This is a genomic window from Desertihabitans aurantiacus (assembly GCF_003344635.1).
Lineage (GTDB): Bacteria > Actinomycetota > Actinomycetes > Propionibacteriales > Propionibacteriaceae > Desertihabitans > Desertihabitans aurantiacus.
Genome location: NZ_QPKK01000222.1, coordinates 1 through 6,386, shown reverse-complemented (window position 1 = coordinate 6,386; position 6,386 = coordinate 1). Strand labels below are relative to the sequence as shown.

Genomic DNA, 6,386 nt, shown 5'->3' with positions numbered 1-6,386 from the left:
CGGCTGGTGGCGCTGACCCGGGCCGTGCTGCGCAGCTACCCCGTCCCCGAGGACGAGCACGTGCACGCGGTCCGGCTGCTCGGCAGCACCATCAACGGCTACCTCACCCTCACCGGTGCGGGTGGCTTCGACCACCGCACCCCCGCCCCCGACGCGTCCTGGCCCCGGGTGCTGGCCGCACTGGACGTCGCCCTGCACCACTGGCCGACCGGCCCCGAACCCGAGGAGACCCGATGACCACCACCCCCGTCCCCGCCGCGATGGTGCGCGGTGCGGCCGAGCTGGAGACCACCGACCGCGGGCTGCTCCCGCACCGGCTGCCGGCCTGGGCCCGCCAGCAGTACCCCGACCCGCGGCTGCTCGCCATGGAGAGCCAGCCCTCGGGCGTCCGGCTGGTGCTGGCCGGGCGTGCCACCACCGTCGAGGTGCTCTGCCACCCCACCCGGCTCACCTACCGCGGCGCCGAGCGCCCCCGCGGCCGGCTGGACCTGCTGGTCGACGGCGAGCTGGTGGCCAGCGACCCGCTGACCGGCGGCGACCGCTGGGAGACCGACCTGCAGACCGGGGCGACCGAGCACCACCCCGGCCCGCCGCACCGGGCGGTCTTCGGAGGGCTGCCAGCCTCGGACAAGACGATCGAGATCTGGCTTCCGCACTCCGAGTCGGTGGAGCTGCTCGAGCTGCGCACCGACGCCCCGGTCCGCCCGGCGGCACCGTCCCGCCGTCGCTGGCTGCACCACGGCAGCTCGATCAGCCACGGCTCCAGCGCGGAGAGCCCGACCGCCACCTGGCCGGCCGTCGCCGCCCGGCTCGCCGGGGTGGAGCTGCAGAACCTCGGGCTCGGCGGCAACGCCCTGCTCGACCCGTTCGTCGCCCGGGTGCTCCGCGACACCCCCGCCGACGTCATCAGCCTCAAGCTCGGCATCAACGTCGTCAACGCCGACCTGATGCGGCTGCGCGCCTTCGTCCCCGCCGTGCACGGCTTCCTCGACACCATCCGCAACGGTCATCCCGACACCCCGCTGCTGCTGGTCTCGCCGATCCTCTGCCCGATCCACGAGGACACCCCAGGCCCGGGCGCGGTCGACCCCGCCACGCTCGGCACCGACCAGGTCCGCTTCCTCGCCACCGGCCGGCCCGAGGAGGTGGCCGAGGGCAAGCTGACGCTGCGGGTGATCCGCGAGCAGCTGCGCGAGCTGGTCGAGCGGCGCGCCGACCCGCACCTGCACTCCCTCGACGGCACCGCGCTCTACGGCGAGGCCGACGCCGTCGAGCTGCCGCTGCCCGACGCCCTGCACCCCGACACCGCCACCCACCGGCTGATCGGCGAACGCTTCGCCCAGCACGTCTTCGGGCCCGGCGGCCCGTTCGCCGCACCGGAGCACACGAGCACTCAGCCGGGCTGACGGGCGGTGAGCAGCCGCAGCTGCTGCAGCCACTCCGTGCCCAGCCGCCGGCCGTCGGGGAGCTGGTCGGCGGCGTCCCAGCGCCAGGTGGTGATCATCGCCAGCACCAGCGTCCGGCAGTCCCGCAGCAGGTCGGGGTCGAGGCCCGGGTAGTGCTCGGCGACCTCGTCCGGGGCGTGGGCGAGGTCGAACTCGACCGGTCCGCGGCAGCAGGTCTCCAGGTCGATGAAGACCGGCCCGTCAGCGGTGCCGAGGACGTTGCCCGGGTGCGGTTCGCCGTGCAGCAGCTGCTCCCGCGGCGCACCGGCCACCCGTCGGCGCAGCCCGCGCAGGGTCTGCTCGAGCAGTCTCCGGCCCGGCGGGTCCAGGGCGGGGGTGCGGTCGGGCACGGTCACCAGCGCCAGCGCCTCGTCCACCCGGTCGGTGGCGTGCGGGGTGGGGACGTCCACCTGCCGCAGACCGGCGTGCAGCCGCGCGAGCGCCTCGGCGTATGCCGCGGGGCTGGCCGCGGCGGTCGGGTCGTGGTAGGTCCAGAAGGTGACGGCGAACCCGTCCCGGGGGTGCACCCGCGGTTCCACCCGGGGGTCGGGTCCGGCCACCGGGGCGCCGGCGGCGACGAGCTGACGTCCCAGCTCGAGCTGGGTGGCCGCGGACGGGTCGGCGGCAGGGGCGACCCGGGCCACCACGTCGCACGGCAGCAGCCGCAGCGTCACCGCGTTGGAGTGCTGCAGCACGAGCACCTCCTCGACGGCCAGCCCGAGGGAGGACGCGACGGCCCGCGCAGCGGCGGAGGCGTCCCGGGGTGTGGGCGGTGGCACGGGCTCACGTTAGAGGCCCGGCTGGGAGGGCGCACGGGCTTTCCGCGACGGGCGTCTCAGCCGCGGGCGGTCGGCACCGGCCCCGTCGCGGCGGTGCTCTCCCGGGGCACCAGCCGGTGGCCGACCACCGTGTGCTGCACCTCCGGCGTCCCAGCCGCCTCCTGACGGCGCAGGGAGGCCACCGCCAGCCGGGCGATCTCCTCCCGGTCCGGGGCGATGGTGGAGAGCGTCGGCAGCGCCGCCAGGTCGTAGGGGATGTCGTCGAACCCCATCACCGCGACGTCGTCGGGCACCCGGAAGCCGTGCAGCCGCAGCGCGCGGATCACCCCCATCGCCAGCCAGTCGGTGACGCAGAAGACGGCGTCGGGCATCGGGTGGCCCGAGCGCAGGAAGGCCTCCATCGCCTCCTCGCCGTGCCGGCCGGTCACCCCGCGGACGGGCAGGTGCAGCTCGGCGGGCAGGTCGAGGCCGTGCGCCCGCAGCGTGGAGCGCGCCCCGACCACCCGCTGGTCGGAGCGCATCGGCCCGCCGACCACCGCGATCCGTCGCCGCCCGGTCTCGAGCAGGTGCTGCACCGCGGAGGTGGCGGCGGCCGCGTTGTCGATGCCGACGTGGTCGACCGGGGCGAAGCGCCGCTCCCCCAGCATCACCAGCGGCAGCCCGGAGCGCTCGGCCAGGTCGGACTCGTGCAGCCGCAGCGGGCTGAGCACCATGCCGTCGATCCGGCTCTGCCGGCTCTCGGCCAGCAGCTCCAGCTCGGCGGCCCGCTCCCCCCGGGTCTGGCGGATCTGCACCCACCACGACGCCGCCTCCGCCGCGGTGATGAGCTGCATCGCCAGGGAGGCGAAGTACGGCATGTCGAGGCGCGGCACGCCCAGCACGATCACCCCGGTACGTCCCTTGGCGAGGTTGCGGGCGCTGAGGTTGGGCCGGTATCCCAGCTCCTCGATCGCCGCGGTGACCTTCTCCCGGGTGCCTCGCGAGATGTGGGGGAAGTCGTTGATGACGTTGGAGACGGTCTTGATCGACACCCCCGCGCGGGCGGCGACGTCAGCCAGCCGCGGCCTCATCGACGTCGTCTGGTTGCCATACCGCGAGACTAGTGCGCCAGGGCCGCCGCGGCCGCGTCGACGAACTGCTGCGCGGCCGTGCCCGGGTCGGAGCGGCCGAAGGCGATGTCCTCGTTGAGCCGTCCGAAGGTCGACAGCAGCTCTCCGTAGCCGGCCGGCCACGGCTCGGGCGACTCCCCCACCGCCGGTTCGATCCGGTCGACGTAGTCGATGGCGCGCTGGGCGGCGGCGTCGGCCCCGGCGGCCACCGCCTCCCGCGAGCTGGCCGAGGGCGGGACGCCGAGGGTCAGCCCGATGCTCTGCACCGCGGCCGGGTCGTTGAGCAGGAAGTCGACCAGCCGCTGGGCGTCCTCGGTGCGGCGCGAGCGGGCCGAGACGCACCACAGGTCGAGGGCCTTGAGGAACTGCCCGGACAGGTCGCCCGGGGAGCCGTCGGCCGACGGCAGCGGCACCAGCTCGACGTCGGCGTCGGGGACCAGCGGCTGGTAGAAGGTGACCTGCTGGACGAACCCGGCCAGCAGCGGAGCACTGCCCCGCACCAGCAGCGACTCCTCGAACGAGGTGCTCTCCGCCGACACGTCGCCGGGCGGGGCGGCACCGTCGGCACGCAGCCGCTCCCACATCGCGTACCACTCCTCGACGGTCTCCCGGCTCACCGCCAGACCCGTCCCGCCGGGGGCGAACAACCCGGTGCCGGCCTGGCGGGCGAACACCTCGAAGGTCTGGAAGGCGCCGCCGAGGTCGGCGCACCCCCAGCTGTCCGGTCCGGCCTCCTCGGCGTAGCCGCGCGCGAAGTCCTGGAAGGTCGACCAGGTCCAGTCCGTGGGGACGCTCACGCCCACCTGCTCGAGCAGCCCGGCGTGGACGAACACGGCGTGGGAGATCGAGCTCTGCCCGATGCCGAACAGGCCGTCCGCGAGCTGGCCGCTGGTGGCGACGTCGGGGTCGAGGGCGTCGGTGCGGATGGTGCTGCCGACGGCCTCGCCGAGGTCGGCCAGGGCCCCACGCCCGGCGTACTCGGAGAAGTAGCTCATCGACATCCGCAGCACGTCGGGGGTGTCGTTGCCCGCGGTCTGGGTGGCCAGCTTGTCCCAGTAGCTGTCGAAGGGCGCCTTCTCCACCGCGTAGGGGACGTCCGGGTGGGCCTGCCCCCACGCCTGCAGCGCCCCCTCCACCCCCTCGTGCACCGGCGTCCCGCCGTACCAGGAGACCCGGAGTGGTTCACCACCTCCGCCGCCGGCGCCACCGCCGCAGGCGGGCAGCAGCAGGGCACCACCGGCGGCGGCACCGGCGGTCAGCAGACCTCGTCGAGAAAGCGTCATCGATCTCTCCTCCGTGGGGAACGGGCTAGCGGGACGTGCGGGCGGTGGGCAGGGGCAGGGCGCGGTCGGCCCAGCGCCAGTTGTGCGGGAGCCGTTTGGGTCGGTAGGCGCCGGTGGGCAGCTCGTCGCCGACCCGGATCATCCAGGCGGCCAGCAGCCGGGTGAGGGCGAGCAGCTCGCCGGTGCGGGCGGGGTCGTCGGACAGGTCGACCAGCTCGGCCGGGTCGTCGGCGAGGGAGTAGAGCTCGGTGCAGCCCTCGCTGTCCATGACGAGCTTCCAGTCCCCGGCCCGCACCATCCGCCGGCCGCCGCTCATCGTCACCGAGTTGAGCTCGTCGTAGCTGGTGCCGGTGTAGTCGAAGTGCAGCGGCGGGTGCTCGTCGGGGCCGTACGGCGCGCCGCCGAAGCCGACCTCGGCGTAGATGCTGCCGAACTCGCCGGTCGGCACCGGCTCCCCGGCCAGCAGCGGCGCCAGGCTGCGGCCCTGCACCCCGGCCGGCAGCTCCAGCCCCAGCAGCTCGCACAGGGTGGGCAGCACGTCGACCAGGGAGACCATCTCGGTGCGGGTCTGGGCCGCGACACCGGGCCCGGCGACGACCATCGGGATCCTGGCCAGGAACTCCGAGAGCCCGGCACCCTTGCGCTGCAGGCCGTACTCGCCGACGTAGTCGCCGTGGTCGCTGAGCACCACCACGACGGTGTCGCGGCCGCGGGCGGCGACGGCGGCGAGCAACCGCTCCAGCTGGTCGTCGATCAGCCGCAGCATGCCGAGGTAGTTCGCCGCGTACCGGCGCCACAGGTCGTCGTAGTTGGGACGCTTGGACTCCACCAGCCGGCGCAGCCAGCGGTGGTCCCCGCCCTTGGCCTCGGCGGCCTCCGGGCCGCTCAGCCGGTCCGGCACGTCGGACTCGGCGAACATCGAGAAGTACGGCTCGGGCACCTGGTAGGGGTTGTGCGGCTCGGGGAAGGAGACCCAGCTGAACAGCGGCTGGTCGGCCGGCGCCTGGTCCAGGGCGGCCACCGCGTCGTCGACGATCCGGTACGGCAGCTGCACCTCCAGCGGGAACGGGGTCGCCTCGGTGCTCGGACCGTGGTCCAGCCCCCGCAGCCACGTGTCGAAGGCCGCCTGCTGCTCGGTGTGCTGGGGGCCCTCGGTGTGGAAGTAGGGACCGGCCCAGGAGTCGAAGTCGGCCGGCCCGCGGTGGATGTGCGGTTTGCCGGCGAAGTGCAGCCGGTAGCCGGCGCCGCGCAGGACGTCGAGCAGGTCGGCCTCGTAGCAGGCGTGCTGGGCGGTGCTGTTCTGCCGCACCCGGTGGGCGGAGGGGAACCGGCCGGTGAGCATGCTGGTCCGCGCCGGCACGCAGGTGGGGTGGGGGGTGTAGGCGTTGACCAGGTCGGTGCCGGTGGCGGCCAGCCCGTCGAGGAACGGCATGGTGTCCAGCGGGTAGCCGCCGCGCCGGGTCAGCCCGGCCCGGTGCTGGTCGGTCATCACCAGCAGGACGTCCGGACGTCCGGCCGCCGGGTCTGCTCCGTTCGGTGCCACGCTGCTCCTCGGGTCGTCGTGCGACCAGTGTGGAGCAAATTTCTAGCGCTGTAAATCCGGGTCGCGCACGAGGGCGGGCTGGGGTGGAGGGCGTCAGGCCGGTGGCTGGTCGGCGCTGCGCCGCGGCGTCGCCTGCTGGTCGGGTGCCACCGTGCCGGGCGCGGCGTGACCCGGCCGGCCGCGCTGGGGCTCGGCGGGCTGCTCGGGATCGGGGACGGCGGGCGGGT

General features: G+C 74.7%; 6 protein-coding genes. 2 read left to right on the top strand and 4 right to left on the bottom strand.

Translation table 11 applies throughout. The features are described from left to right. The coding region (locus DVA66_RS15480) for a TetR-like C-terminal domain-containing protein (RefSeq protein WP_198671813.1) at positions 1–237 on the top strand (237 nt) is incomplete at its 5' end. After that, positions 234–1,406: an SGNH/GDSL hydrolase family protein gene (locus tag DVA66_RS15475; RefSeq protein WP_114560890.1), complete on the top strand. Its 1,173-nt coding sequence runs from the start codon at positions 234–236 to the stop codon at positions 1,404–1,406. The genes DVA66_RS15480 and DVA66_RS15475, both read left to right, overlap by 4 nt. Here DVA66_RS15475 and DVA66_RS15470 read toward each other — a convergent pair. The 4 genes from DVA66_RS15470 to DVA66_RS15455 are packed head-to-tail and all read right to left on the bottom strand — an operon-like array spanning position 1,394 to position 6,159. Further along, a complete protein-coding gene (locus DVA66_RS15470) occupies positions 1,394–2,224 on the bottom strand; it encodes a phosphotransferase enzyme family protein (protein ID WP_114560889.1) in 831 nt (276 codons plus the stop codon). The two genes, DVA66_RS15475 and DVA66_RS15470, sit on opposite strands and share 13 nt — an antisense overlap. A gap of 56 nt (positions 2,225–2,280) precedes the next feature. Next, complete coding sequence (locus DVA66_RS15465) at positions 2,281–3,294, bottom strand: LacI family DNA-binding transcriptional regulator (RefSeq protein ID WP_114560888.1); 1,014 nt, start codon at positions 3,292–3,294, stop codon at positions 2,281–2,283. Between the two features lie 29 nt (positions 3,295–3,323). Beyond that, positions 3,324–4,616, bottom strand: a complete 1,293-nt coding sequence (locus DVA66_RS15460; RefSeq protein ID WP_114560887.1) for an ABC transporter substrate-binding protein — start codon at positions 4,614–4,616, stop codon at positions 3,324–3,326. A 25-nt stretch (positions 4,617–4,641) separates the two neighbouring features. Beyond that, complete coding sequence (locus DVA66_RS15455; protein ID WP_232821991.1) at positions 4,642–6,159, bottom strand: sulfatase-like hydrolase/transferase; 1,518 nt, start codon at positions 6,157–6,159, stop codon at positions 4,642–4,644. Between the last annotated feature and the right edge of the window lie 227 nt (positions 6,160–6,386).

Bases quoted from the DNA above. Each gene is read 5' to 3' on its own strand.
- DVA66_RS15460 (WP_114560887.1), bottom strand. From the start codon at position 4,616: ATGACGCTTTCTCGACGAGGTCTGCTGACCGCCGGTGCCGCCGCCGGT.
- DVA66_RS15465 (WP_114560888.1), bottom strand. From the start codon at position 3,294: ATGAGGCCGCGGCTGGCTGACGTCGCCGCCCGCGCGGGGGTGTCGATC.
- DVA66_RS15475 (WP_114560890.1), top strand. From the start codon at position 234: ATGACCACCACCCCCGTCCCCGCCGCGATGGTGCGCGGTGCGGCCGAG.